Origin of the sequence: Streptomyces sp. NBC_00620, from assembly GCF_026341825.1 — a bacterium.
In the GTDB taxonomy this organism is placed as follows: domain Bacteria; phylum Actinomycetota; class Actinomycetes; order Streptomycetales; family Streptomycetaceae; genus Streptomyces.
In genome coordinates this window covers 3,148,077-3,172,853 of record NZ_JAPENY010000001.1, presented here as the reverse complement: position 1 = coordinate 3,172,853, position 24,777 = coordinate 3,148,077, and the positions used below count along the sequence as shown (strand labels likewise).

The window sequence follows — 24,777 nt, the reverse complement described above, 5'->3', positions numbered from 1 at the left end:
CCCCCTGGCGAGAATCCGTTGAGTACTGGCAAAACCGCCACTTCTGCAAGATCCCCGCCGCCCCCTACCGTCACCCCGTGACCAAGTTCCTCCTCGCCGTCCACGTGATCGCCGCGATCGTCGCCATCGGGCCCGTCACGGTCGCCGCCAGCATGTTCCCGCCCACCGCGCGCAAGGCGCTCGCCGAGCCGGGAGACGCGCAGGCCCTCGCGACCACGCGTCTGCTGCATCGGATCTGCCGGGTGTACGCCACCGTCGGCGTCGTCGTCCCCGTCTTCGGGTTCGCCACGGCGAGCAACATGGGCGTGCTCGGGGACACCTGGCTGATCGTCTCGATCGCGCTGACGGCGCTCGCGGCTGTCGTGCTCGCCGCGCTGGTCCTGCCCAGGCAGGCCGCGATCATGGAGGGCATCGAGGATGTCGGGGGCGGCGAGATCGCGGTGACGACGAGGGCGACCGCACGGCTCGCCATGTTCACCGGGATCTTCAACCTCCTCTGGGCCACCGTCACAGTCCTGATGATCATTCGGCCGGGGTCCACTACAGGGGCTTGAGGGAGTGGTGGGGCCGGCTGCGGAAAATGCCCGACGGGGGTGCTTCGCGACCCGGGCTGCCAGCCGTTTAAGGTCGCGTCCATGACGAGGACCACGCCCCCGCGCCCTCTCGACGTCGAGGCGCTCTTCCCGGGACTGGCCGCCTTTCGCGGGACGACGACCCGGCTCCATCCGCGGCCGGGCAGACCAGACGTTTCGGCCAGTTCCGTGGGCGGTCCGATGCTGTGGCCGGCGGACGAGCCGTGGCCGGTGTGCGGCGAGGCACACGGCCGTGGGCGTGGTCTGCGCCCGGCCGACATCCGCCGCTCTCGGCAGGTCCTGGCCTCCGCATGGGCCCGAGAGCAGGCTCCCGGCCCGACGGACGAGGAACGAAAGCTCCTGGGCGAGCTGGGCCGGAAGCACCGGATCCCCGGGGCGTCCGAGACCGACCCCCTGCCGATGATCGGCCTCGCGCAGCTGTACCGGCGGGATCTGCCCGACCTTGCGGCGGGGCCGGACGACTGCGATCTGCTCCAAGTGTTCTGGTGCCCCTTCAACGCGCACGGCCCGGGCCGGTACGGCCTGGAGCTGCACCTGCGCTGGCGGCGGTCGTGGGAGGTCGGCGACGTGCTGACCGCGCCTCCGCAGCCGCTGGTCGTCGGGTCCGACGGCTTCGTGCCCGAGACGTGTGTGCTGCACCCGGAGCAGGTGATCACCTACCCGTTCGCCGGCCTTCTGCCCGAGGAACTGTGCGCCCGGATCGACGCCTGGGAGGAAGCCCTAGAAGAGGAAGCCGAGGAGTCGGCGGACGAAAGCACGCCAGAGCCGCTCGGCTACCAGTACGACCTGTCCATCCCGCCCGGCTGGCGCGTGGGCGGCTTCGCCTCCTGGCATGCGACCGACCCGTCCCCCATGGACTGTCTGACCTGCGCGACACCGATGCACCTGCTGCTGACCATCGACAGCTCGGAGTGGGACGGCGGCAGCGGCAGCTGGAAGCCGCTGGAGGACCAGAACCAGGACCAGAATCAGCCCACTCACGCTTCCGCCACTCCCACGGAAATCACGGTGGGCCGCTGGGGTGAGCTCAACATATTCGCCTGCCCCGCCGGGCCCGAACATCCGCACCGCTGGAGCATCCAGTAGCCTGCCGTGCCCGAGTGCCGGTCCGTCGGCTACTCCGCCCGCCGGTGCCCCAGCACATTCACCACCCGCCCGTTCGGATCCCGTACGAAAAAGCGCCGTACGCCCCACTCCTCGTCCCGCAACTCCCGTACGACCTCCGCGCCCGAGGCGACGACCTGGGCGTACACCGCGTCGACGTCCTCGACCTCCACGCTCAGGTCGGGGACGGCGGGGGCGGTCCGCTCCTCGGTGAAGAAGCTGATCTGGGCGGTGGGGTTGGAAGGGGAGGCGAGGGTCATGGCCCAGCCCAGGTGCATGACCTGCTCCAGGCCGAGCAGGCCGTAGAAGTCACGGCTGGTCGTCATCGACTCCTCGGAGTCGACCTGGATGTCCGGCACGATCCTGCGGACGGTCATCGGGAGCGGCTCCTCACGTGGGGTGCGGGTACAGCAGTCCGTCCAGCGAGTCTTCCTCCTGCGGCCTGAACCGGCGGGCCAGCGCCGCCGCGACGAGTACCCCGGCGCCGATCAGGAACGTGAAGAACCCCCACGCCAAGGGCCACAAGTGCGCCATGCCGTCCGGTGGTCCGGAGTGTGTCCGGAAGGAGATCTGCATCAGTACCGCCGGAGGCACCGCCACCAGGAGCAGCGGCCAGCCGAGGTAGTCCCGGAGGCCGAAGTAGGCCGCAAGGGCCAGCAGGACCAGGGCCAGGCCGATCACGCCGATGCCCGTCACCGGGGTCGTCTCCTGGTTGGAGCCGGGCGTCTGGACGCGGTTGGTCAGATCCCACGGGATGCAGACGAGGTACGCCGCTGAGGCGAGGGCGGCGCCGAGTACGCGCGTCAGCCAGCGTTGCGGCCAGGGGCGCGTTCGCAGAGGGCTCAACAGCTTCTCGGTCATGCGTACGAGAGTTCCGCGGGCGCGGGCGGCCCGACAGAGTACGGATACTCAGACGCGCCTGAGCCCGCTCGCCGAGGTTCACGCCCCCAGCGCCTGAGCCCCATCGCCGACGATCACGCCCCCAGCGCCCTCGACACCGCGTAGATCGCCAGCCCCGCCAGCGAGCCAACCACCGTTCCGTTGATCCGGATGAACTGCAGGTCGCGCCCGATGTTGGCCTCGATCTTCCTGGTCGTGTGCTCGGCGTCCCAGCCCGCGACCGTGTCGGTGATCAGGGAGGTGATCTCACGCCGGTACGTCGTCACGACGTACACCGCCGCGCCCTCGACCCAGCTGTCCACCTTGGCCTGGAGTTTGGGCTCCACCGCCATCCGGGCCCCCAGCGACAGCAGAGACGCCCGTACCCGCAGCCGCAGTTCGCTGCGCTCGTCCTCCGCGGCGGACACGATCATCGACCGTACGGCGGTCCAGGCGGAGGCGATCAGGTCCTGGACCTCGCCGCGGCCGAGGACCTCGCCCTTGAGGCGCTCCACCCGGGCGCGGGTGTCGGTGTCGGACTGGAGGTCGGACGCGAAGTCGGTGAGGAAGCGGTCGAGGGCGCCGCGGGCCGGGTGGGAGGGGGCGTCGCGCATCTCGGTGACGAAGCGGAGCAGCTCCTTGTAGACCCGCTCGCCGACCCTCTTGTCGACGAACCGGGGGGTCCAGCCGGGGGCGCCGCCCTGCACCGCGTCCATGACCTGCTCGTCGTGGAGTACGAGCCAGTCGTGGGCGCGTACGCAGACCAGGTCCACGACCCGTTTGTGACCGCCGTCCGCGACGACCTTCTCCAGCATCTTTCCTATGCCGGGCGCGATCTCGGCGGCGTCGGCGCGCCGGGTGATCGCCTCGCCGACCACCGCCTGCACGTCGGAGTCGCGCAGGACGGTCAGCGCCCCCCGGAGCGCGGTGGCCAGCTCCGCCGTCACCCGGTCGGCATGGTCCGGTTCGGCGAGCCAGGCACCGAGACGGCTGCCGATGCCGACGGCGCGCAGCCGGCCTCGTACGACCTCCTCGGAGAGGAAGTTCTCCCCGACGAACTCACCGAGCGAGACGCCCAGCTGGTCCTTCTTGGTGGGGATGATCGCCGTGTGCGGGATGGGCAGGCCCAGCGGGCGGCGGAAGAGGGCCGTGACCGCGAACCAGTCGGCGAGCGCGCCGACCATGCCGGCCTCGGCTGCCGCGGCGACATATCCGGCCCAGGGCCCCGCGCCCTCGTTCGACGCCCACTTGGCGAGGACGTACACGACCGCCACGAAGAGCAGCAGGCCGACGGCCGTCAGCTTCATCCGGCGCACGCCCCGCTGTTTCTCCTCGTCGGCGGGGCTGAAGGTGGTCATCGTGCGGCGCGCGCCGACGCCGGGCGTGCCCTGTCGGTTAGTGGCGGCGTCCGGCAGGGCATGCTGCTTTTCTGCGTCCGCGCCCGCTTCTTCCGGTTTCGTACGTTCCATTCACTCCACCCGTTCGCGTCCCCCGTACACATTGTCCCTTCCTGACCGACTCCTGGAACGGAACAGGAGTTCCCGGCGTCTGTCCGGTGGGAGAAGTTCCGGGGAAACCCCGGGGCGGGTATCAGGGGAATTTACGGGGGCGTCGCAGTTTCGCCCCATCCCATGACGCATCATGGGGTGATCACACCGGAGCTTCGGGCTCCACTTGCCCGAGGGGAAACGCACCGCATGACCAAGCGTCACGGTTATGCCTTGCTGGCCGCGATCGTCGCCGTGATCGTGGTCATTTCCGCCGCCATATACATCGGCGTCGCGGCCGACGACGGCAGCGGGCAGAGCAACCTCGCCGGCGGCCGCACCCCGCGGGGCTCGGCCGCCCCCGCCTCCACCGGCCTCTGGGTCGGCGCCTGGTCGGCCTCCCCCGCCCGAGCCGAGCCCGGCACCGAGACAAACGGCATGGCGGGCAGGTCGGTACGCAACATCGTGCACACGAGCGCCGGCGGTACGAGCGCCCGGATCACGCTGTCCAACCTCTTCGGGCAGCAGCCGCTCACCATCACGCACGCCACGATCGCCGTCGCCGAGACCGCGAACAGCGCCGCGGCCAGGGCCGACACCATGACCCGCCTCACCTTCGGCGGCAGCACCTCGGTGACCATCCCGTCCGGGCAGCAGGTGATGAGCGACGCGGTGCCCGTGACGATCCCGCACGACTCGGACGTACTGGTGACCACGTTCTCGCCCACGCCGTCGGGCCCGGTCACCTACCACCCGCACGCACGGCAGACCTCCTACCTCGCCGAGGGCGACCTCGCGGACGACGTGAGCGGCACCGCGTACACCGAGGAGACCCCGTACTGGCGCTACGTGACGGCCGTCGACGTGCTGAGCGAGGAGTCGGCGGGCACCGTCGTCGCCTTCGGCGACTCCCTCACCGACGGCGACGACTCCACCGTGGGCGCCAACCACCGCTACCCGGACTACCTTTCGGACCGGCTGCGCGCCGCCGCCGGCACGGACGGCGTGCCCCTCTACAGCGTCGTCAACGAGGGCATCGGCGGAAACCAGATCCTGGCCTCGGGGACCGGCCGGCCCTCCGACAACCCGAGCGCCCTGTCCCGCTTCGGCCGCGACGCCCTCGGCCATGCGAACGTCAAGGCCGTCGTCATCGACCTCGGCATCAACGACATCCTGCGCAACCCGAACCAGGTCGACCCCGCCACGATCACCGACGGCCTGCGCACGCTGGTCCAGCAGGCGCACGCCCACGGGGTGCGTGTTGTCGGGGCGACGCTGATGCCGTTCAAGGGGCATGGCGGGTACTCCGCCCAGCGTGAGGAGGTACGGCAGGCCGTCAACGCGGAGATCCGGGCGGGGAAGGTGTTCGACGCGGTGGTCGACTTCGACAAGGCGGTGCGGGATCCGTACGATCCGCGTGAGCTGCGGGGCGATTACGACTCCGGGGATCATCTGCACCCCAGTGACAAGGGGTATCAGCGGATGGCTGAGGTGCTGGACCTGCGGTCGCTTACTGGGGCGGTGTCGGCTGCGCTGTAGGTTGCCGGTCGTTTGTCGGCTGCGGCGCCGTCGTGGCTGGTCGCGCCCCGCGGCGGAGCCGCACGAAGACACAGCCCCGCGCCCCTAAAGACCCCCGGTTGACGTCAGTCAGTGGTCCCCGTGCCGTCGCCGGTGGCGCTCGTCGCGGCGCGCCTGATGACGTTCCCGGCGTTCCTCGTGGCGCTCACGGCGTTCCTCGTGACGTTCGCGGACCAGGTCGTGGACGTCATCGAGCGCGTCGAGCATGTCGCCGCCGTCCCGTGAGGCCCCCAACTCCTTGCGGGCCTCCCGTCGTTCCAGCTTCTCCTGGCGGCGCTCCTCCTTCAGCCGTTGCCGCTCGGCGCGGGTCAGTTTGCGTTCCACGCCGACGCCGCCCCAGAAGGCGAAGCCTGTGACGATCACGCGCGGGGCGCCGGGCTCGCCCGGGACTCCCTCCTCGCGGTGGTCGAAGCCGCCCATGATGCCGATGCCGCGGACGACGACCTCTACGCCGGGCGGTACGACGACGTTCATGCCGCCCATGATCGCGACGCAGTTGACGACCACCTCGCGGTCCGCGAAGTACGCCTCGCGCAGGTCGATCTCACCGCCGCCCCAGAACGAGAAGGAGTTGAACCGCTTGGGCACCGTCCAGCGCCCCTTGCGCTGGAAGCCCGCCATGATCGCGACACCCCACGTGGACGAACCCTCACCGCCGACGATCCGGTCCGCCCAGGCCCCGGTCCCGCCCTCGGCAGGCCCCTTGACCATGTTCACCACGGGCGGGGCGACACCCGGCGCGGGCAGATCACGGGTGATCGGCGCCAACTCCCCGTACGTACGCGCCTTGTACGTCGCCTCCAGCCGCTCCTCGAACTCCTCCATGTCGAGGCGGCCCTCCGCGAGGGCGTCCCTCAGCACCTCGGAGACTTGCTCGCGGTCGGCGTCTGAAGCCCGGAGTTCAGGAAGTTCCTCGCTCATGTACAGCAGCCTACGAGACCGCCTTCTCCGCGTACATGCGGCTGATGACCGCCTCGATGTCCGGCTCCCGCACCGAGAGGTCCACCAGCGGATACTCCGCCGCGATCCGAGCCACGAGCGGAGCCGCCGACTGGGCCGCGGGGAACGCCAGCCACTGCCGCGGCCCCTCCACCTTCACCACCCGCGCCGACTCGACCTCGATCGGCGGCAACTCGCGCTCCAGGTCCACCACCAGCGTCCGCTCGCTCTCCCCCACCTCGTGCAGCCCCGACAGCGCCCCGTCGTACATCAGCCGCCCGTGGTCGATGACCATCACCCGCTTGCACAGCTGCTCGATGTCGGTGAGGTCGTGGGTGGTGAGCAGGACGGTCGTACCGCGTTCGGCGTTCAGGTCCCGCAGGAACTCCCGCACCCGCGCCTTGCTGATCACATCGAGGCCGATCGTCGGCTCGTCGAGGTACAGCACCTCCGGATCGTGCAGCAGGGCCGCCGCAATGTCGCCGCGCATCCGCTGCCCCAGCGAGAGTTGCCGCACGGGCACGTCCAACAGGGCGCCCAGCTCCAGGAGTTCGACACACCGGTCGAGGTTCGCGCGGTAACGGGCGTCCGGGATCCGGTACATGCGGTGCATCAGCCGGTAGGAGTCGATCAGCGGGAGGTCCCACCACAGGGTCGTACGCTGCCCGAAGACGACCCCGATGCGCTGCGCGAGCCGGGTCCGCTCCCGGGAGGGGTCGATGCCCGCGACCCGCAACCGGCCGCCGCTCGGGGTGAGGATGCCGGTCAGCATCTTGATGGTGGTCGACTTGCCGGCGCCGTTCGGGCCGATGTACCCGACCATCTCGCCGCGCGACACGCTGAAGGAGAGGGAGTCGACGGCCCGCACCTGCCTCCGCTCACTGCGCATGAACCCGGTCTTCTTGCGCACGTCGAAGACCTTCTCGACCCCGTCGAGCTCGATGAAGGCACCAACCCGGTCCGTTTCCAAGTGAGTTCAGCTCCCCGTACTGCGATACGAACGAAGTCCCGCCCGCCAGGCGAGCCCTGCCAGCGCGCAGCAGCCGGCGGCCACCAGCGGCGGGGCGAAGGCGACCCACGTCGGCAGGTCGATCGGATAGGGCCGCCCCAGCACATACAGCGCGGGCAGCCAGTTGACGAAGGCCAGCGGGAACACGAAGGTCACCCCGCGCACCAGGTCCTTGGCGAAGACGGTCGGCGGGTACTGCAGGAGCGTACTGCCGCCGTACGTAAAGGAGTTCTGCACCTCGGAGGCGTCCTGCGCCACGAACTGGAAGGCCGCGCCCGCCACGAACACGGCCGCGAAGATCGCGCTCCCGCTGAGCAGCGTCAGCGGGATCAGCAGCACCTTGAGCGGCGTCCAGGAGAGGTCGAGCACGACGAGGGCGTACCCGAGGACCAGCAGCCCCTGGGTGACCCGGCCGATGCGGCGCACCGCGAACCGGTCCGCCGCGACCTGCGCGAGGACGGGCACGGGGCGCACGAGGAGCGTGTCGAGCGTGCCGTCGCGCACCCGCCGTCCCAGCCGGTCCATCGTGCCGAACGCCAGGTCCGCGAGCCCGAAGGCGGTGCCCCCGAGGCCGTACAGGAAGGCGACCTCGGGAAGCGAGTAGCCGCCGAGCCGGTCGACCTGCGAGAACATCAGCAGGATCGTGGCGAAGTCGAGGCCGGTCAGCAGGAAGTTGCCGAACAGGGTCATCGCGAAGGAGGCGCGGTAGGCCATCGTGGAGCGGATCCACATGGCGGCGATCATGCGGTAGGCACGCAACCCGTCGCGCACCCGCTCGTACGCCCCCTGCCTGGGCGTGGGCCACCCGGTGTCCGCCACCCGCTCGTCGACCTGGCTAACCACCCTGCACCACCACCCTCCGCGTCGCCGCCGACTGCACGAGCCGCCCGGCCGCGAGCAGCGCGAGAGCCCAGGCGGCCTGGAAGGCGTACGTGCCCAGCGGATCGGCCGTGCCAAGGAGCACGTCCGCGGGTGCCTGGATCAGCGACGACCACGGCAGAGCCCGTACGACCTCGCCGAGCACGCCCGGGAAGACGTTCAGCGGCAGCACCATCCCCGAGCAGAAGATCCCCAGGATCCACGCCATCTGCGCCACGCCCGCCCCGTCCATCAGCCAGAACGCGGACAGCGCCACCAGATAGCGGATCGAGAAGCTGACGAGCACCCCGAGGGCGACCGCGACCAGGAACGCGATCCACGTCAACGGGTCCCCGGGCAGCGCGAGTTCGAAGAAGAGCGCACCGAACGCCAGCGGCACCGCGCCGCGCCCCAGCAGTTGGAACAGCGCCCGGCCCATGTCCTGCGCCAGCCACCACAGTTGCAGATCGACGGGCCGGTACAGGTCGATCGCGATGTCCCCCGTACGGATGCGCTCGATGAGCTCGTCCTCGAAACCGCCGCCCATCACCGACACCACCGTGAGCAGCGCCTGCCCCACCCACACATAAGTGAGCGCCTGCGCCTGGTCGTAGCCGCCGAGATGCGGCTTCTCGTCCCACAGCGCGATGAAGGTGTACGCCAGGATCAGCCCGAAGACGGTGTTGGTGAACAAGCCCGCCGCCGTGGCCACCCGATAGGTGGAGTACCGACGAAAAGCGCCGGCCGCGACGGCCGCGTACAACCGCCCTGTGCCCACGAAGAGGCTCCTCCCCAGCACGTCAAGGCCGAAGCGCAGGAGCCTAGCCCCCGGGTGACACGCCCCGCCAGGCATTTTCCGGGCGCGACGCGTGCCGAGGTAAGGGAACGGAACGCATGGTGCGACAGTCTTCAAGAGGGGGCGCAACAGGCGTACGAGGGCGTACGGCAACGTACGACGCGAAACGGGAGTCCGGCGAACAAATGAGTGACGAGCCGCAGCCGCAGCCGCAGCAGAGCGACCAGGGCTGGGCGCCCAGGGAACCAGGACAGGGACCGGGACAGGGACCGGGACAGGGACCGGCGCCGATGGCACCCGGCGGGAAGCAGAAGAAGCAGAAGCGCAAGCGCACCGGCTGGCGGCGGATCATCCCGACCTGGCGCATGGTGCTCGGCACCTTCGTCACCGTGATCCTGCTTCTGATCGGCCTGTTCGCGCTCGGCTACTACCTGGTCAAGATCCCGCCCGCGAACGCCGCCGCGACCAAGCAGAGCAACGTCTACCTCTACGCGGACGGCTCCCAGCTCGCCCGCGACGGCGAGGTCAACCGCGAGAACGTGACGCTCGCGCAGATCTCCAAGGACGCCCAGCACGCGGTACTCGCCGCCGAGGACCGGGACTTCTACACCGAGTCGGCCGTCGACCCCAAGGCGATGATCCGCGCCGGCTGGAACACCGTCACCGGCAAGGGCAAGCAGTCCGGCTCGACGATCACCCAGCAGTACGTGAAGAACTACTACCTGGGCCAGGAGCAGACGGTCACCCGGAAGGTGAAGGAGTTCTTCATCTCCATCAAGCTCGACCGCGAGAAGAGCAAGGACGACATCCTCGAGGGCTACCTCAACACCAGCTACTTCGGCCGCAACGCGTACGGCATCCAGGCCGCCGCCCAGGCGTACTACGGCGTCGACGCCATCGACCTGACGGTGGGTCAAGGCGCTTACCTGGCCGCGCTGTTGAACGCGCCGAGCGAGTACGACGTGATCGCGCACCCCGAGAACAAGTCCGCGGCGGTGGCCCGCTGGAACTACGTACTCGACGGCATGGTCAAGAAGAAGTGGCTGACCGCCTCGGACCGCGCCGCCGTCAAGTTCCCGGCGCCGAAGGAGGCCAAGGGCTCGGCGGGCATGTCGGGCCAGCGCGGCTACCTCGTCCAGGCCGTCAAGGACTACCTCACCACCAACAAGATCATCGACGAGGACACCCTCGCCACCGGCGGCTACCGCATCACCACCACCATCCAGAAGCCGAAGCAGGACGCCTTCATCGAGGCCGTCAACGACCAGGTGATGGACGACCTCGACAAGAAGAACCGCAAGGTCGACACCTACGTCCGCGCGGGCGGCGTCTCCATCGACCCGTCCAACGGCAAGGTCGTCGCGATGTACGGCGGCATCGACTACACCAAGCAGTACGTCAACAACGCCACCCGCCGCGACTACCAGGTCGGCTCCACCTTCAAGCCCTTCGTCTTCACCTCGGCCGTCCAGAACGACTCGGAGACCCAGGACGGCAGCACCATCACCCCGAACACGTTCTACGACGGCACCGACCGGCGCCCGGTGGAGGGCTGGGACGGCGGCACGTACGCGCCGGAGAACGAGGACGGCGTCTCGTACGGCGACATCACGGTCCGCACCGCCACCGACAAGTCGGTGAACTCGGTGTACGCGCAGATGGCGGTGGACGTCGGCCCCGACAAGGTCAAGCAGACGGCGATCGACCTCGGTATCCCCTCGAACACCCCCGCCCTCACCGCCACCCCGTCCATCGCGCTCGGCCCGGCGCAGGCCAGCGTCCTCGACATGGCGGAGGCGTACGCCACCCTCGCGAACCACGGCAAGCACGGCACGTACACCCTGGTCGACAAGATCACCGACGGGGCGGAGGACGTACCGCTGCCGAAGCAGGAGACCAAGCAGGCGGTGACCCGCGAGGCCGCCGACACGACCACCTCCCTCCTCCAGAGCGTCGTCGACGGCGGCACCGGCACCGCCGCGCAGGAGGCCGACCGGCCCGCCGCGGGCAAGACCGGCACGGCAGAGGAGGACCAGGCGGCCTGGTTCGCCGGCTACACCCCGGACCTCGCCACCGTCGTCGCCGTCATGGGCCAGGATCCGAACACCGGCGCCCACAAATCCCTGTACGGCGCCCTCGGCCTGCCCCGCATCAACGGCGGCGGCCCCCCGGCCCAGATCTGGGCCCAGTTCACGAAGTCCGCCCTGGACGGCACCGACGCGACCGACTTCGACCTCCAGCTCCAGCCGGGCGCGGAGGAGCCGGAGGTCCCGTCCTACGAGCCCCCCGCCGAGCCCACCGACACCGGCGGCCAGGACAACGGCGGCACCACGACAGGCGGCTCCGAGACCCCGGGCCAGACCGAAGGCCAGACGAACGGCCAGACCCAGGGCCAGACGGACGGCGGCACCACCACTGACGGCGGCACCACCACTGACGGCGGCACCACGACCACCGGCGGCACCACCGACGGCGGGACCACCACCGATGGCGGCACCACCGACGGCGGCACGACCACCACCGGCGGCACCACGGACGGCACCACGACCACCACGGGCGGGACGACGGACGGCGGCACGGACACCGGAGGGACGGACGCGGGGACGATCGCGGGGGCGGGTCCGCTGAACCGCCCCGCGTCAAGAAAGCCCTGACCCCCGAACGGGGGCCCGCTCGAGTGGCTCGGCGCTCAGATCCCCAGGTCCTTGATGATCTTCGCGACGTGGCCCGTCGCCTTCACGTTGTAGAAGGCGTGCTCGATCTTGCCCTGCTCGTCCACGACGAGGGTGGAGCGGATGACGCCGACGTAGGTCTTGCCGTAGTTCTTCTTCTCGCCGTAGGCGCCGTACGACTCGATGACCTTGGTGGACGGGTCGCCGACCAGGGTGACCTTCAGGTTCTCCTTCTCCCGGAACTTGGCGAGCTTCTCGGGCTTGTCCGGGGAGACGCCGATGACGTCGTAGCCGGCGGCCGCCAGGACGTCGAGGTTGTCGGTGAAGTCGCAGGCCTGCTTCGTGCAGCCGGGGGTCATGGCGTTCGGGTAGAAGTAGACGATGACCTTGCGGCCCTTGTGGTCGGCGAGGGAGACCTCGTTGCCGTCGGCGTCGGGCAGGGTGAAGGCGGGGGCGGTGTCGCCGGGCTGGAGTCGCTCACTCATCGGTACCTCACGTGGCCGGGGGGTGGATGCGGGTTACGGAACTACGGAACGAGCGTAATGGGGGTGCCGAGGGGTGCGTCGCCGCCCGAGCTGACAGACTGTCGGAAGTAAAGGGCCAGAACACGACCACGGAGGCAGCGCGGTGCCGGACACGTCGGACACGTCGGATACCAGGACTCCGGCGCAGATCGAGGCGGACATCAAGCGCCGCCGCGAAACCCTCGCCGAGACGCTCGACGAGATCGGTGTGCGCGTGCACCCGAAGACGATCGTCGGGGACGCCAAGGCCAAGGTCGCCTCCAACATCGATCACACGCTCGGGCGCGCGTACGTCGGCGTCAACCGGGTCGTCAGCGATGTGAAGGGGCAGTTCGTCACCGAGGAGGGCGCACCGCGGCTCGAGCGCGTCGTGCCGGTGGCCCTGGTCGTGGCCGGAATCGTCGGGCTGCTCGTCGTCGGCTCGCGTCGGCGCAAGCGCTGACCCGACGGCGTACGGACCGCTCGAAGGCAGGTAGGTTCGGGGCGTGAGCGCCAACCGGGACAAGCAGAGCACCCACCACGACGACAAGTTGCCCATCCGCATGCTGCACGATCGCGTGCTGGTGCGGCAGGACGCCGCCGAGGGCGAGCGGCGTTCCGGCGGCGGCATCCTGATCCCCGCGACGGCGGCCGTCGGCCGCCGTCTCGCCTGGGCCGACGTCGTGGCGGTCGGACAGAACGTACGGACGGTGGAACCGGGCGACCGCGTCCTCTACGACCCCGAGGACCGCGCCGAAGTCGAGGTGCGCGGGACCGCGTACGTGCTGATGCGCGAGCGGGATCTGCACGCCGTGGCCGCGGACCGTTTCGAGGGATCAGAGGACTCGACCGGCCTGTACCTGTAGTGCGCGGGCCCTGCGTGGACTGTGTGTGAGTTGTGCGTGGGCCGTCGGCTCGAATCCGCCGGAGGGCTCCGGAAGAAACCGCATGTCAGACATCTGACCTGCGGTTTCTTTGTGCCCCTTGCGACCTTGGAAAGTGGGGAACGGGGTTCCCCTTGGACTCGGTCAACTAGGATGACAAGCCGCAGCGTTCGGGGGCGGGCAGAGCTGCGTCCACCGCCAGGGAGCATGCCCATGGACGCCGAAGAAGCCGTGCGTACACCCACCGTCAGCCGCGTCCTGGACGACCGGTCGGCGGGGCCCGCGGTGCCGCGCATGGTGCTGGGCGCACGGCTGCGCCGACTGCGGGAGCACCAGAACATCTCCCGCGAGGTCGCGGGCGAGGCCATCCGCGCCTCCCAGTCGAAGATCAGCCGACTGGAGTGGGGCCGCCACGGATTCAAAATGCGCGACGTGGCCGACCTGCTCACTCTCTACGGAGTCACGGACGACGCCGAGCGCGCCACCCTGCTGGCCCTGGCCGAGCAGTCCAACACCTCCGGCTGGTGGCAGCCGTACAACGACGTGGTGCCCGCCTGGATGCAGGCCTACCTCGGGGCCGAACAGGCGGCGAGTGTCATCCGCTGCTTCGAGCCCCAGGCCGTTCCGGACCTCCTGCAGACCCCCGACTACGCCCGCGCCGCCATCCGGCTCACCCACCCGGGCGCCGACGCGGAGGAGACCGACCGGCGGGTCACCTTACGGATGAAGCGCCGGCAGACCCTGCACCGGCAACGAGGGCCTCAACTGTGGGCCGTGATCGACGAGGCGGCACTCCGTCGCCCGGTGGGCGGCGCCGGCACGATGCGCGCCCAGCTCCGGCATCTCCTGGAGATCTGCCAACTCCCGCACGTCACCGTCCAGATCATGTCGTTCCTCGCCGGCGGCCACGCCGCGGCCCGCGGTCCGGTGACCATCGTCCGCCTGCCCGGCGGCCAGCTGCCCGACATGGTCTACCTCGAACAGCTCGCGAGCGCCCTCTATCCCGACAAGCCGGCCGAGATCGAGTACTACTGGGACGTCATGAACCGCCTGGTCGTCGCGGCCGAGTCACCGGACGCGACTCGAACGATCCTCCAGCGCATCCTTCAGGAAACCTGAGTCGTCCCGCCCGGCCAACGGCGCGCGCCCGGCATCCGCCGCGTCAGCGGCGGACGCCGAGTGGGCCGAGAGCCACCCCGCCTGTCGGCGGCGGGTTTCAGCGCTTGAGGGCCACGCCGCCGTACTGATGCACCTCCGCGGGGAGCCCCAGCGCTTCGGTGTCAGGGCGCCACCGCGAGCACGATGCCACGCCCGGTTCGAGCAGCTCCAGACCGTCGAAGTAGCGCGCGATCTGCTCGGGGCTGCGGAGGATGTACGGGATCGAGCCGCCCTCGTTGTACTGCTGGATGGCGTTCACGTAGTCGTCACTGGTGTCGGTGCTGTCGTACTGCACGAGGTAGCTGCCCGAGGGCAGCGCGTCCACCAGCTGCCGCACGATCGCGCGGGCCTCGTCATGGTCCTCGATGTGGCCCAGGATGCCCATCAGCATGAGCGCGACGGGCTGGTCGAAGTCCAGCGTCTTCGCGGCTTCCCGCACGATCGTGTCCGGGTCGCGCAGATCGGCGTCGACGTAGTTGGTGACGCCTTCAGGGGTACTGACGAGCAGCGCACGGGCGTGTGCCAGCACCAGGGGGTCGTTGTCGACGTAGACGATCCGGGAATCGGGGGCCACCCGCTGGGCGATCTGGTGGGTGTTGTCCACGTTGGGCAGTCCGGTGCCTATGTCGAGGAACTGGCGGATCCCCTCCTCGGCGGCCAGATGACGGACGGCGCGGGCGAGGAAGTAACGGGCGGCGCGGGCGCCGGTCTCGATGCCCGGGAAGATCTCGCGGAACGCGTCACCGGCGATGCGGTCGACCTCGTAGTTGTCCTTCCCTCCCAGCCAGTAGTTCCAGATCCGGGCCGACTGCGGCACCGTCGTGTCGATCTTGGAGAGCGCCTCCTGGTCGGAGATCTCGGGCTTCTCGGAGTTCGCTGATTCGTCAGTCATGGACACTCCTGTGTGTACGTCTGTCACGTCTGTGTACGTCGTGGTCCCCGGGGCTGGGATCAAGTAAATCCCAATGCTGGCAACGGAGTTGAACGGGTGGTGATTTGCAGGCCACCGGGGCCCGCTGCGCACCACAGGAGCTGGTGACCATCGTCACCAGCCCCTTTTGCCGGTGATTTGCTACCTTTGAAGAACCCCGACGAGACGCGCCGTACCGGGACCGGTAAAAACACCAGCAAAGACGACGCACCCCTGTTGTTCCATCACGGAGGTGCCTCTCATGGCTTGGGTTCTGCTGCTCGTCGCCGGTCTGCTCGAAGTCGGCTGGTCGATCGGGATGAAGTACACGGACGGTTTCACGCGGCTGGTGCCGAGCGTCCTCACCGGCGCGGGCATCGTCGCGAGCATGCTGCTGCTGTCGTACGCCGCGAAGTCCCTGCCCATCGGAACCGCCTACGGCGTGTGGGTCGGGATCGGTGCGGCCGGGGCGGCGGTGCTGGGCATGGCCGTACTCGGTGAGCCGGCGACCGCCGCCCGGATCTTCTTCGTGTGTCTGCTGCTGGTGGCCGTGGTGGGGCTGAAGGTGACGTCGGGGCACTGACCTCCTCCGGGCTTGCCCACGGCCGACTCATCACGAAGGCCGGTTGATCCAGTCGCCGGGGAGCAGTTCGCGTACGGCGTCCAGGGCGGGCGCGGTCCGGCCCAGGGCCCACAGCCAGTCACCGGCGTCCACGCGGAGCAGAACGTCGGGTGACGCGAACCAGCGGACCGTGCCTCCCTCTACAGCCCACATCGGATAGTCAGGCAGAGCCAGACGCTCGAATCCCCGTGGTGCCTCGAAGGTTTCGGGCTCCTCGACAGGGCGATTGTCCGCGCGCGTCCCGTCGTATGCGACGAGCGACTCGGACAGCACCATCTCGATGCAGGCGAGCGAGAACCGGTCGAGGAAACCCGACCAGTCACGTGCGTTGGAGTCCATGCGGCGGAAGACCACGGGCGGGTCGTCCGTCTCCAGGTCCTCCCGCCGGACGGCCCACTCGGCGACCGACTGGTTCTCCCGTCGGAACACCAGAGCGCCGTCCTCGATACGCAGCTGCTCCAAGGAGAGCAACTGGTCCTGGACACTGGTCAGGTCCGTACGTTTCCCCAGTAGCCCGTACGCATCCCACAGTGCGATCGGCAGCGGCGTGCCCAGCCGCCATTCGGTGTCGGTCAGCTCCTCGAACGAGCAGCCGTCGCCGGCACCGATCGGCTCACGCCAGTGCCGGGCGAAGCCCTCGATGAACCGCCGGACGCCCGCCTCATCCGCAACAGCCGCCAGTTCCGCACCGACGTCGAACTCCACCGTCATGCACCGAACGCTAGCCGCCGCCCCCTCTTCCGGTCCTGAAATACGGAGTGGGTGCAGGGGAGGCAGTCGAAGCCGGGAAACGGCGTGACATAAACCCCCGCGCACCGGGAGCCGCCCGCCCGGTACGATGACAGGCGTCTAGCGGCGGTGGCGCAACAGGCGACGCAGCAGACTTAGGATCTGTGGCCCGTGAAACGGCTTGAGGGTTCGAATCCCTTCCGCCGCACAGTAAACGGCCTGCGAATCGAAGGATTCGCAGGCCGTACCCGTATCCGCCTTCAGCCCAGCAACTCCCGGACCACCGGCACCAACCCCCTGAACGCCTTCCCCCGATGGCTGATCGCGTTCTTCTCCTCGGCCGACAGCTCCGCGCAGGTCCGTGTCTCCCCCTCCGGCTGGAGGATCGGGTCGTACCCGAACCCGTTCGTGCCGACGGGAGCGTGCCGGAGTGAACCCCGCAGCCGGCCCTCGACCACCCGCTCCGTGCCGTCCGGCAGGGCGAGGGCCGCCGCGCAGGCGAAGTGGGCGCCGCGGTGCTCGTCGGCGATGTCGCCCAGCTGGGCCAGGAGGAGGTTCAGGTTGGCGGCGTCGTCGCCGTGGCGGCCCGCCCAGCGGGCGGAGAAGATGCCGGGGGCGCCGCCCAGGACGTCGACACAGAGGCCGGAGTCGTCGGCGACGGCCGGGAGGCCCGTGGCCTGAGCCAGGGCGTGGGCCTTCAACAGGGCGTTCTCGGCGAAGGTGACGCCGGTTTCCTTGACGTCGGGGATGTCGGGGTAGGCGTCCGCGCCGACGAGGTCGTGAGTGAGACCTGCGTCGGCGAGGATCGCCTTCAGCTCGGTGAGTTTTCCGGCGTTGCGGGTGGCGAGGATCAGGCGGGTCATGCCCATCAGTATCCCCAAGCCCCCGCGTGACGGTTACGGCGTGCAGACCTTCGTCAGTTCGCCGGCCGCGTCGGTGACCGGGCTGATGTCGGGCGTCTCGTCGCCGTTCTCAATGGCCGTACGGACGTTGTCGACGGCCTTGTTGAGGTCGTCGACGGCCTTGTTGACGTCGGTGTTGTCGGTCTTGTCGCCGATCTCGTCGAGGTTCTTGTCGATCGCGTCGAGGGACTCTGCGGTCTGCGTCGGGTCGTTCGCCGCGTTCTCGACGGCCTGCTGGAGGTCGGTGACGCTGTCGGCGATGGCGTCGGCGGTCTGGACGCAGTCCAGGGCCTTGTTGACGGCGTCGCAGCCGGTGGCCGCCGGTATGGCGACGAGTGCGGCGATGACGGCGAATGCGGCGGTGCGGCGACGGTGGCGCGCGGCCATGGAACGGTCCCTCCCCGTGGGCATGATGGATGCGCTCGACCCCGTGTCGGGGTCGGCTGGGGCGCACGGCTGGACCGTACGCCCGTACCTCTTAGAACGCGAAGGGTTAAGGCGTGGTTGCCTCAAGTGCCGCGCGCTGTACGGCCGCGAGCTCGTCGCAGCCCGCGACCGCGAGGTCGAGGAGGGCGTTGAGTTCCTTGCGGTCGAAGGGCTCTGCCTCGGCGGTGCCCTGGACTTCGACGAAGCGGCCGTCGCCGGTGCAGACGACGTTCATGTCGGTGTCGGCCCGTACGTCCTCTTCGTAGCAGAGGTCGAGGAGCGGGACTCCGCCGACGATGCCGACGGAGACGGCGGACACGGTGCCGGTGAGCGGCTGACGGCCGGCCTTGACGAGCTTCTTGCCCTGGGCCCAGGTGATGGCGTCGGCGAGGGCGACGTACGCGCCGGTGATCGCCGCGGTGCGGGTGCCGCCGTCGGCCTGGAGGACGTCGCAGTCGAGGACGATGGTGTTCTCGCCGAGCGCCTTGTAGTCGATGACGGCGCGCAGGGAGCGGCCGATGAGGCGGGAGATCTCGTGGGTGCGGCCGCCGATCTTGCCGCGGACTGATTCGCGGTCGCCGCGGGTGTTGGTGGCGCGCGGGAGCATCGAGTATTCGGCGGTGACCCAGCCCTCGCCGCTGCCCTTGCGCCAGCGCGGGACGCCTTCGGTGACGGAGGCGGTGCAGAAGACCTTGGTGTCGCCGAAGGAGACGAGGACGGAGCCCTCGGCGTGCTTGCTCCAGCCACGCTGGATGGTGATGGGGCGCAGCTGTTCGGGGGTGCGGCCGTCGATTCGAGACATGGCGATGAGCCTAGCCGTATACGGGTGAGGGGCTGCCGCCGGTTAGGGAAGCAGCCCCTCAGGGGTGAGCCGCGTGGGCTCACAAATCGTGGTGGTTCACATCATGTCTTCGATGTCCGCCGCGATCGGGTCGGCGTCGGTGCCGATGACGACCTGGATGGCGGTGCCCATCTTGACGACGCCGTGGGCGCCGGCGGCCTTCAGGGCGGCTTCGTCGACCTTGCTCGGGTCGATGACCTCGGTGCGGAGGCGGGTGATGCAGCCTTCGACCTCTTCGATGTTCTCGATGCCGCCGAGCCCGGCGACGATCTTCTCAGCCTTGGTGGCCATGTCCTACTCCCTGATCCGAACCGCTTTTTCGCAGTAACCCACAGTTGGCCCATCTTCGCGAGCGGTCATGTCGTGGGTGCCGAATCATGGCGTTCACGACAGCGCGACCGTTCGCAGACTGGTCTACACCAGTTGACGAACGGGCGCCAAACCCGGTTCCGTCCGGAGGACGCCGATGAGTGCCAGCAGCGCCGCCGTACCCGCGCGCACCCGCTGGAACAACCTGTTCCAGGGTTTGCAGAAGATGGGCCGCAGTCTCCAACTCCCCATCGCCGTACTGCCGGCCGCTGGCATTCTCAACCGACTGGGCCAGCCGGATGTGTTCGGCGCCGACGGCCTCGGCTGGACGAACGTGTCCAAGGTGATGGCGGGTGCCGGTGGCGCGCTGCTCGACGGGTCGCTCGGTCTGCCGATGCTGTTCTGTGTGGGCGTGTCCATCGGGATGGCGAAGAAGTCGGACGGGTCGACCGCGCTGGCGGCGGTCGCGGGGTTCCTCGTCTACTACAACGTGCTGCGCCAGTTCCCGATCGACTGCGTGAGCGGGGCGCAGAAGGTGGCGGCCGGCTGCCAGGCGTCGGACGGCGCGGTGGCCACCTTCTCGTACCAGAACCCGGGGGTCTTCGGCGGCATCATCATCGGGTTGCTGTCCGCGTACTTCTGGCAGCGTTTCCACCGTACGAAGCTGGTCGACTGGCTCGGCTTCTTCAACGGCCGCCGGCTCGTGCCGATCATCATGTCGTTCGTCGCGATCGCGTTCGCCGCGCTGTGTCTGTGGGTGTGGCCGCCGATCGGTGACGGTCTGGAGAACTTCAGCGACTGGCTGGTCGGGCTCGGCGCCTGGGGTGCGGGTGTGTTCGGTATCGCCAACCGGGCGCTGCTGGTGATCGGTCTGCACCAGTTCCTGAACGTGCCCATCTGGTTCCAGTTCGGCAGTTACACCAAGCCGGACGGGACGATCGTGCACGGTGACATCAACATGTTCCTGGCGGGTGACCCGAACGCGGGCCAGTTCACTTCGGGCTTCTTCCCGATCATGATGTTCGCGCTGCCGGCCGCCTGTCTGGCGATGACGCACTGCGCAAAGCCCCATCGCCGCAAGGAGGTTGGCGGTCTGATGCTCTCGGTCGCACTGACCTCGTTCGTCACGGGTATCACCGAGCCGATCGAGTACTCGTTCCTGTTCATCGCGCCGCTGCTGTACGCGGTGCACGCGGTGCTCACGGGTGTGTCGATGGCGGTGACCTGGGGCCTGGGGGTCCATGACGGCTTCAGCTTCTCGGCCGGTCTGATCGACTACGTCATCAACTGGAACCTGGCGACGAAACCCTGGGCGATCATCCCGATCGGGCTGTGTTTCGCCGTCGTGTACTACGCGATCTTCCGCTTCGCGATCACCAAGTTCGACCTGAAGACGCCGGGGCGGGAGCCGGACGACGAGCGCGAGGACGTCACGAAAGCGTAGCGGCGAACCCTCGAAGGGCCCCCGGACCTGCTGGTCCTGGGGCCCTTCGTCATGATTCGAAATTGGCGGGTTCCTTATCTCACCTTCACCGTGCTAAAACAGGTCTACACCACTTAATGGTGTAGACCACGTGGACGCTGCCCACCCTTTTTCTTCACCCCTGCTTCCCCCTTCCCGTCCCCCCCCGGCAGCTCCGGTACATGGAGGAACTATGAGCACCGCCACCACATCGGCGGCCCCCGCAAAGAAGCGGGGATCCGGTCTGTTCCAGGGCCTGCAGAAGGTCGGCCGCAGCCTGCAGCTGCCGATCGCCGTGCTGCCGGCGGCGGGTCTCCTGCTGCGGTTGGGGCAGGCGGACGTCCAGGAGAAGCTGAACCTGCCAGACAAGGTGACGGCGGTCTTCGCCACCGCCGGCGGCGCCATCTTCGACAACCTGCCGATGCTGTTCTGTATCGGCGTCGCGATCGGCTTCGCCAAGAAGTCCGACGGCTCCACCGCTCTCGCCGCCCTCGTCGGCTTCCTTGTCTACAGCAACGTGCTGAAGGCCTTCCCGGTCTCCGAGGCCAAGGTCCAGGCGGGCGCGGACATAGCCGCGACGTACAACAACCCCGGTGTCCTCGGCGGCATCCTCATGGGTCTGCTGTCCGCCGTGCTGTGGCAGAAGTTCCACCGCACCAAGCTGGTCGACTGGCTCGGCTTCTTCAACGGCCGCCGTCTCGTCCCGATCATCATGGCCTTCGTCGGCACCATCATGGGTGTCTTCTTCGGCCTGGTCTGGGAGCCGATCGGTGAGGTCATCTCCGACTTCGGCGAGTGGATGACCGGTCTCGGTTCCTTCGGTGCCGCCCTGTTCGGTCTGATCAACCGCGCGCTGATCCCGGTCGGCATGCACCAGTTCGTGAACACCGTCTCCTGGTTCCAGATCGGCGACTTCACCAACCCCGCCACCGGCGCCGTCGTCCACGGCGACCTCAACCGCTTCTTCGCCGGTGACCCGACCGCCGGACAGTTCATGTCGGGCTTCTTCCCGATCATGATGTTCGGCCTGCCGGCTGCCGCAATCGCCATCGCGCACAGCGCCCGCCCCGAGCGCCGCAAGGCCGTGATGGGCATGATGATCTCGCTCGCGCTGACGTCCTTCGTGACGGGTGTGACCGAGCCGATCGAGTTCTCGTTCATGTTCATCGCGCCGGTGCTGTACGCGATCCACGCGATCCTCACCGCCCTGTCCATGGCGATCACCTGGGCGCTCGGAGTGCACGCGGGCTTCACGTTCTCCGCGGGCTTCATCGACTACGCACTGAACTGGAACCTCGCCACCAAGCCATGGCTGATCATCCCGATCGGCCTGGTATTCGGCGCCATTTACTACGTCGTCTTCCGCTTCGCGATCACCAAGTGGAACCTCCCCACCCCGGGCCGCGAGCCCGAGGAGGAGATCGAGGACCTCACCAAGGCGTGAGCCATACGGCATGACGAAGGCCCCGGAACCCATTGGGTTCCGGGGCCTTCCTCGTTACCGCCGGCTCTAGATCTCGTACGACGCCCTCGGCGCCGCCAGTTCCAGCGGACCGTCGTACACCTCGCGTGCGTCCGCCAGGTTGATCTGGGGGTCCGTCCACGGCGGGATGTGGGTGAGGAGGAGACGGCGGGCGCCGGCGCGGGTGGCGGTTTCGCCTGCCTCGCGGCCGTTGAGATGGAGGTCGGGGATGTTCTCCTTGCCGTGCGTGAACGCGGCCTCGCAGAGGAACAGGTCGGTGTCACGGGCGAGTTCATCGAGGGACTCGCTCACTCCCGTGTCCCCGGAGTAGGTCAGGGAACGTCCACCGTGCTCCACGCGGATGCCGTACGCCTCCACCGGGTGGCGCACCCGCTCCGTGTGCAGGGTGAACGGGCCGACCTCGAACGTGCCCGGCTTGACCGTGTGGAAGTCGAACACCTCGCTCATCGACGAGGCGCTGGGCGTGTCCGCGTACGCGGTGGTCAGGCGGTGCTCCGTGCCCTCGGGTCCGTAGACCGGGATCGGGTCGGCGCGGCCGCCGTCGTGGCGGTAGTAGCGCGCGACGAAGTACGCGCACATGTCGATGCAGTGGTCGGCGTGCAGATGGCTGAGGAAGATCGCGTCGAGGTCGTAAAGACCGCAGTGGCGCTGCAGCTCGCCAAGGGCACCGTTGCCCATGTCGAGAAGCAGCCGGAAGCCGTCGGCCTCTACGAGGTAGCTCGAACAGGCCGATTCCGCGGACGGGAACGACCCCGAGCAGCCGACGACGGTGAGCTTCATAGAGCTGGAACCTCCGCGCTGACAGGAAGTGCAGAGAGTAGATGCGGTGAGCAGATACTCAGCGCAGACACTCGGAGCAGGTACGGGAAACGGGGGTCGTGCGGTCCGTCGAGCGTAAGGCGCAAAAGGGCCGGTCGCTCCTCCGCCAGGGGCCGTTGTGGGCGAACTCACCTGTGCTGTCACCGGTTCGGATGGACCTGGGGCGGGGTCCGGGCGGGCGGCTCCGGCCGGGCGGGGGGCGGGTGGCGGTACGCACCGGTACCTTCATTGGTATGGACACGTCCTGGTGGCTCGCGCTGGCGGCTGTGGTGCTGCTCGCGTTGGTCGCCACGCTTGTGGACGGGTGGGGGCGGGGGCATCGGGCGGCGCGGCGTACGCGGCCGCCCGGGCGGCCGCCGCGTGGGCCTCGGCGGCGGGTGCCTCGGCCGCGGGCGGCGGAGATCTGGTGGGCGAGCGTTCCCTACGAGGACGGGCCCGGGGGCAAGGACCGGCCCTGTCTCGTGCTGGGTGTGCGGGGTGATGTGGTGACCGTCGCGAAGATCACCAGCAAGTATCACGACGAGCGGGCCGGGGTGATTCCGTTGCCGCCGGGGGCGGTCGGGGACGCCCAGGGGCGGGCGAGCTTTCTTGAGACGGATGAGCTGCGGGAGGTGCCTGTGTGGGACTTCCGGCGGCGGGTGGGGGTGGTGGATCCGGTGCTGTGGGATCAGGTGCGGTATCTAGCGGGCTGAGGGTTGGGGTTTTTCGCCCCCTCCGCCCCTTCCCGTCCCGTTCCTGGGGGCTCCGCCCCCAGACCCCCGTATCGCGCTGACGCGCTCGTCCTCAAACGCCGGACGGGCTGAAACCGGCCGGCGGGGGCGAAGAACCCACCCCCGCCCGCTACACCCCTACGCCCACAACTGCCCCTGCAACGTCTCGATCGCTTCCTCCGTCGTCGCGGCCGTGTAGACCCCCGTCGACAGGTACTTCCAGCCCCCGTCGGCGACGACGAACACGATGTCGGCGGACTCGCCCGCGGCGAGGGCCTTCTTGCCGACGCCGATCGCGGCGTGCAGCGCGGCGCCGGTGGAGACGCCCGCGAAGATGCCCTCCTGCTGGAGCAGCTCGCGGGTGCGGGTGACCGCGTCGGCGGAGCCGACGGAGAAGCGGGTGGTGAGGACGGACGCGTCGTACAGCTCGGGGACGAAGCCCTCGTCGAGGTTGCGAAGGCCGTACACGAGGTCGTCGTAGCGCGGCTCGGCGGCGACGATCTTCACGTCGGGCTTGTGCTCACGCAGGAATCGGCCGACGCCCATCAGGGTGCCCGTGGTGCCGAGCCCGGCCACGAAGTGGGTGACGGAGGGGAGGTCGGCGAGGATCTCAGGGCCGGTGGTCGCGTAGTGGGCGCCCGCGTTGTCCGGGTTGCCGTACTGGTAGAGCATCACCCAGTCCGGGTGCTCGGCGGCGAGCTCCTTGGCGACGCGGACGGCGGTGTTGGACCCGCCGGCCGCGGCGGAGGGGATGATCTCCGCGCCCCACATGCCCAGCAGGTCCCGCCGCTCCTGCGAGGTGTTCTCGGGCATGACGCAGACCATGCGGTAGCCCTTGAGCTTCGCCGCCATGGCCAGCGAGATCCCCGTGTTGCCGGACGTCGGCTCCAGGATCGTGCAGCCGGGCGTCAACCGGCCGTCCTTCTCCGCCTGTTCGACCATGTGCAGCGCGGGCCGGTCCTTGACCGAGCCGGTGGGGTTGCGGTCCTCCAGCTTGGCCCAGATACGCACGTCCAGGGACGGCGAGAGCCGCGGCAGGCGCACCAGAGGGGTGTTGCCCACCGCGGCGAGCGGGGAGTCGTAGCGCATCAGAGATCAGAGCCC

Annotated in this window: 27 protein-coding genes, 1 tRNA gene and 1 riboswitch; of the genes, 12 read left to right on the top strand and 16 right to left on the bottom strand. The window is 69.1% G+C overall.

Translation table 11 applies throughout. The features are described 5' to 3' along the window. The first annotated feature begins 77 nt into the window (after nt 1-77). Both OG246_RS14545 and OG246_RS14540 read left to right on the top strand, forming a co-directional pair. Complete coding sequence (locus OG246_RS14545) at nt 78-554, top strand: DUF2269 family protein (protein WP_266461146.1); 477 nt, start codon at nt 78-80, stop codon at nt 552-554. An 81-nt stretch (nt 555-635) separates the two neighbouring features. After that, nucleotides 636-1,679 (top strand): hypothetical protein, encoded by a 1,044-nt coding sequence (locus tag OG246_RS14540; protein ID WP_266461144.1) that lies wholly within the window; start codon nt 636-638, stop codon nt 1,677-1,679. A 29-nt stretch (nt 1,680-1,708) separates the two neighbouring features. Here the strand turns inward: OG246_RS14540 and OG246_RS14535 are convergent, their stop codons facing one another. The 3 genes from OG246_RS14535 to OG246_RS14525 all read right to left on the bottom strand — a co-directional run bounded on the left by OG246_RS14535 (nt 1,709) and on the right by OG246_RS14525 (nt 4,045). After that, entirely contained in the window at nt 1,709-2,074 is a 366-nt protein-coding gene (locus OG246_RS14535) for a VOC family protein (RefSeq protein ID WP_266461142.1), read from the bottom strand. Between the two features lie 13 nt (nt 2,075-2,087). Then, nucleotides 2,088-2,558: a hypothetical protein gene (locus OG246_RS14530; RefSeq protein WP_266461141.1), complete on the bottom strand. Its 471-nt coding sequence runs from the start codon at nt 2,556-2,558 to the stop codon at nt 2,088-2,090. 113 nt (nt 2,559-2,671) lie between these two features. After that, nucleotides 2,672-4,045, bottom strand: coding sequence for a DUF445 domain-containing protein (locus OG246_RS14525; RefSeq protein ID WP_266461138.1), 1,374 nt, complete (start codon nt 4,043-4,045; stop codon nt 2,672-2,674). 228 nt (nt 4,046-4,273) lie between these two features. On the opposite strand from OG246_RS14525, the gene OG246_RS14520 reads away from it, so the two are divergent. Beyond that, a complete protein-coding gene (locus OG246_RS14520) occupies nt 4,274-5,602 on the top strand; it encodes an SGNH/GDSL hydrolase family protein (RefSeq protein WP_266461136.1) in 1,329 nt (442 codons plus the stop codon). A 108-nt stretch (nt 5,603-5,710) separates the two neighbouring features. Here the strand turns inward: OG246_RS14520 and OG246_RS14515 are convergent, their stop codons facing one another. Genes OG246_RS14515 through OG246_RS14500 form a run of 4 tightly spaced genes read right to left on the bottom strand, consistent with a single transcriptional unit; the run spans nt 5,711 to nt 9,225 of the window. Next, nucleotides 5,711-6,562, bottom strand: coding sequence for a DUF1707 domain-containing protein (locus OG246_RS14515; RefSeq protein ID WP_266461134.1), 852 nt, complete (start codon nt 6,560-6,562; stop codon nt 5,711-5,713). 10 nt (nt 6,563-6,572) lie between these two features. After that, nucleotides 6,573-7,550, bottom strand: a complete 978-nt coding sequence (locus tag OG246_RS14510; RefSeq protein WP_266461132.1) for an ATP-binding cassette domain-containing protein — start codon at nt 7,548-7,550, stop codon at nt 6,573-6,575. Nucleotides 7,551-7,556: 6 nt separating this feature from the next. Beyond that, entirely contained in the window at nt 7,557-8,408 is an 852-nt protein-coding gene (locus tag OG246_RS14505; protein WP_266464198.1) for an ABC transporter permease, read from the bottom strand. A 16-nt stretch (nt 8,409-8,424) separates the two neighbouring features. After that, a complete protein-coding gene (locus tag OG246_RS14500) occupies nt 8,425-9,225 on the bottom strand; it encodes an ABC-2 family transporter protein (protein ID WP_266461131.1) in 801 nt (266 codons plus the stop codon). 203 nt (nt 9,226-9,428) lie between these two features. On the opposite strand from OG246_RS14500, the gene OG246_RS14495 reads away from it, so the two are divergent. After that, on the top strand, nt 9,429-11,897 hold the full coding sequence (locus tag OG246_RS14495; protein WP_266461130.1) for a transglycosylase domain-containing protein: 2,469 nt from the start codon (nt 9,429-9,431) through the stop codon (nt 11,895-11,897). 35 nt (nt 11,898-11,932) lie between these two features. Here OG246_RS14495 and bcp read toward each other — a convergent pair whose 3' ends face one another. Beyond that, a complete protein-coding gene (gene bcp / locus OG246_RS14490; RefSeq protein ID WP_266461128.1) occupies nt 11,933-12,400 on the bottom strand; it encodes a thioredoxin-dependent thiol peroxidase in 468 nt (155 codons plus the stop codon). Between the two features lie 142 nt (nt 12,401-12,542). Between bcp and OG246_RS14485 the strand changes: the two genes are divergently transcribed. The 3 genes from OG246_RS14485 to OG246_RS14475 all read left to right on the top strand — a co-directional run bounded on the left by OG246_RS14485 (nt 12,543) and on the right by OG246_RS14475 (nt 14,421). Then, nucleotides 12,543-12,881, top strand: a complete 339-nt coding sequence (locus tag OG246_RS14485; RefSeq protein WP_266461125.1) for a DUF3618 domain-containing protein — start codon at nt 12,543-12,545, stop codon at nt 12,879-12,881. 43 nt (nt 12,882-12,924) lie between these two features. After that, the gene (locus tag OG246_RS14480) at nt 12,925-13,284 is read left to right on the top strand and encodes a co-chaperone GroES (protein WP_266461123.1); all 360 of its coding nucleotides are present in this window, start codon (nt 12,925-12,927) and stop codon (nt 13,282-13,284) included. A 231-nt stretch (nt 13,285-13,515) separates the two neighbouring features. Further along, entirely contained in the window at nt 13,516-14,421 is a 906-nt protein-coding gene (locus OG246_RS14475) for a helix-turn-helix transcriptional regulator (RefSeq protein ID WP_266461122.1), read from the top strand. Nucleotides 14,422-14,518: 97 nt separating this feature from the next. Here OG246_RS14475 and OG246_RS14470 read toward each other — a convergent pair whose 3' ends face one another. After that, nucleotides 14,519-15,352 carry an SAM-dependent methyltransferase gene (locus OG246_RS14470; RefSeq protein ID WP_266461120.1) on the bottom strand — a complete coding sequence of 278 codons (834 nt, stop codon included), beginning with the start codon at nt 15,350-15,352 and terminating at the stop codon, nt 14,519-14,521. 174 nt (nt 15,353-15,526) lie between these two features. Next, a riboswitch (guanidine-III (ykkC-III) riboswitch) is annotated at nt 15,527-15,603 on the top strand. 29 nt (nt 15,604-15,632) lie between these two features. Between OG246_RS14470 and OG246_RS14465 the strand changes: the two genes are divergently transcribed. Then, nucleotides 15,633-15,953 (top strand): multidrug efflux SMR transporter, encoded by a 321-nt coding sequence (locus OG246_RS14465; protein WP_266461116.1) that lies wholly within the window; start codon nt 15,633-15,635, stop codon nt 15,951-15,953. 30 nt (nt 15,954-15,983) lie between these two features. On the opposite strand, the gene OG246_RS14460 is transcribed toward OG246_RS14465, so the two are convergent. Further along, nucleotides 15,984-16,703, bottom strand: a complete 720-nt coding sequence (locus OG246_RS14460; RefSeq protein WP_266461114.1) for a hypothetical protein — start codon at nt 16,701-16,703, stop codon at nt 15,984-15,986. A 141-nt stretch (nt 16,704-16,844) separates the two neighbouring features. On the opposite strand from OG246_RS14460, the gene OG246_RS14455 reads away from it, so the two are divergent. After that, nucleotides 16,845-16,929: transfer RNA gene (locus tag OG246_RS14455), tRNA-Leu, on the top strand. Nucleotides 16,930-16,981: 52 nt separating this feature from the next. Here OG246_RS14455 and rdgB read toward each other — a convergent pair. The 4 genes from rdgB to OG246_RS14435 all read right to left on the bottom strand — a co-directional run bounded on the left by rdgB (nt 16,982) and on the right by OG246_RS14435 (nt 19,181). Beyond that, entirely contained in the window at nt 16,982-17,584 is a 603-nt protein-coding gene (gene rdgB / locus OG246_RS14450) for an RdgB/HAM1 family non-canonical purine NTP pyrophosphatase (protein WP_266461110.1), read from the bottom strand. A 33-nt stretch (nt 17,585-17,617) separates the two neighbouring features. Beyond that, a complete protein-coding gene (locus OG246_RS14445; protein WP_266461107.1) occupies nt 17,618-18,010 on the bottom strand; it encodes a hypothetical protein in 393 nt (130 codons plus the stop codon). 106 nt (nt 18,011-18,116) lie between these two features. Beyond that, a complete protein-coding gene (gene rph / locus OG246_RS14440) occupies nt 18,117-18,851 on the bottom strand; it encodes a ribonuclease PH (RefSeq protein ID WP_266461104.1) in 735 nt (244 codons plus the stop codon). A 96-nt stretch (nt 18,852-18,947) separates the two neighbouring features. Beyond that, nucleotides 18,948-19,181, bottom strand: coding sequence for a glucose PTS transporter subunit EIIB (locus OG246_RS14435; protein WP_112449866.1), 234 nt, complete (start codon nt 19,179-19,181; stop codon nt 18,948-18,950). Between the two features lie 175 nt (nt 19,182-19,356). On the opposite strand from OG246_RS14435, the gene OG246_RS14430 reads away from it, so the two are divergent. After that, nucleotides 19,357-20,643 (top strand): PTS transporter subunit EIIC, encoded by a 1,287-nt coding sequence (locus OG246_RS14430; RefSeq protein WP_266461095.1) that lies wholly within the window; start codon nt 19,357-19,359, stop codon nt 20,641-20,643. A 211-nt stretch (nt 20,644-20,854) separates the two neighbouring features. Then, nucleotides 20,855-22,105, top strand: a complete 1,251-nt coding sequence (locus OG246_RS14425) for a PTS transporter subunit EIIC (protein ID WP_266461093.1) — start codon at nt 20,855-20,857, stop codon at nt 22,103-22,105. 66 nt (nt 22,106-22,171) lie between these two features. Here the strand turns inward: OG246_RS14425 and OG246_RS14420 are convergent, their stop codons facing one another. Next, nucleotides 22,172-22,924, bottom strand: coding sequence for an MBL fold metallo-hydrolase (locus OG246_RS14420; protein ID WP_266461091.1), 753 nt, complete (start codon nt 22,922-22,924; stop codon nt 22,172-22,174). A 272-nt stretch (nt 22,925-23,196) separates the two neighbouring features. On the opposite strand from OG246_RS14420, the gene OG246_RS14415 reads away from it, so the two are divergent. Further along, nucleotides 23,197-23,655: a type II toxin-antitoxin system PemK/MazF family toxin gene (locus OG246_RS14415; protein WP_266461089.1), complete on the top strand. Its 459-nt coding sequence runs from the start codon at nt 23,197-23,199 to the stop codon at nt 23,653-23,655. Nucleotides 23,656-23,811: 156 nt separating this feature from the next. On the opposite strand, the gene OG246_RS14410 is transcribed toward OG246_RS14415, so the two are convergent. Further along, a complete protein-coding gene (locus tag OG246_RS14410) occupies nt 23,812-24,762 on the bottom strand; it encodes a PLP-dependent cysteine synthase family protein (RefSeq protein ID WP_266461087.1) in 951 nt (316 codons plus the stop codon). Between the last annotated feature and the right edge of the window lie 15 nt (nt 24,763-24,777).